The sequence below is a fragment of the Lysinibacillus sphaericus OT4b.31 genome, assembly GCF_000392615.1.
GTDB lineage: Bacteria > Bacillota > Bacilli > Bacillales_A > Planococcaceae > Lysinibacillus > Lysinibacillus sphaericus_B.
On sequence record NZ_KB933459.1, the window covers coordinates 1 to 650 of the forward strand.

Annotated in this window: 1 protein-coding gene; it reads right to left on the bottom strand. The window is 45.2% G+C overall.

Annotated elements, in window-relative coordinates:
- Window positions 1–212 precede the first annotated feature (212 nt).
- Window positions 213–560 (bottom strand): hypothetical protein, encoded by a 348-nt coding sequence (locus H131_RS22895; RefSeq protein ID WP_010861515.1) that lies wholly within the window; start codon window positions 558–560, stop codon window positions 213–215.
- Window positions 561–650 lie beyond the last annotated feature (90 nt).

Sequence of the window (650 nt, forward strand, 5' to 3'; positions counted from 1 at the left end):
ATCTAAAGTTGACAGATATGGACTGAAGCCATGCCCGCGAAAGCGTCCGCCGCAGCGCAAATCAACGGTTACATAAAAATACTTAAGAAAATCCCAATTGACGTACTAAATGATCTTCAGGCACCATTTGGTCAGTCCATTGTCAGCAATCCCGTTCATTATTTCTATTGTTCGTCCTCCTATCCATCACCTCCATCATTTATAGACGACCACTAGTTGATTGGAGCGCAGGCGGCGACTTCTGCGGGAATAGCATGAGCTAAAGGCCCCGCAGGAGCACTAGCGACGAGGAGACTGAAGCCATGCCCGCGAAAAGCGTCCACCGCAGCGCAAATCAACGAGTTCCTAAAGATACTTCTATTTGAAAAGAAAAAACTGTAAACATTAAGTATTTTCGAGACCTGAGATGCTACTAATGGATAAATAACATTAAAATCAATAGCCGCTTCCAATTGGCGTACTAAATGGTCTTCAGGCACCATTTGGGTAATTGTCAGCATGTCTAATGGATATCGTTCATTATTAATATTGTTATTCCTTCTATCCATCACCTCAATCATTTATAGATGCACTAGTTGATTGGAGCGCAGGCGGCGACTTCTGCGGGAATAGCATGAGCGAAAGGCCCCGCAGGAGCCCTCGCGACGAGG

Bases quoted from the DNA above. Each gene is read 5' to 3' on its own strand.
- H131_RS22895 (WP_010861515.1), bottom strand. From the start codon at position 560: ATGATTGAGGTGATGGATAGAAGGAATAACAATATTAATAATGAACGA.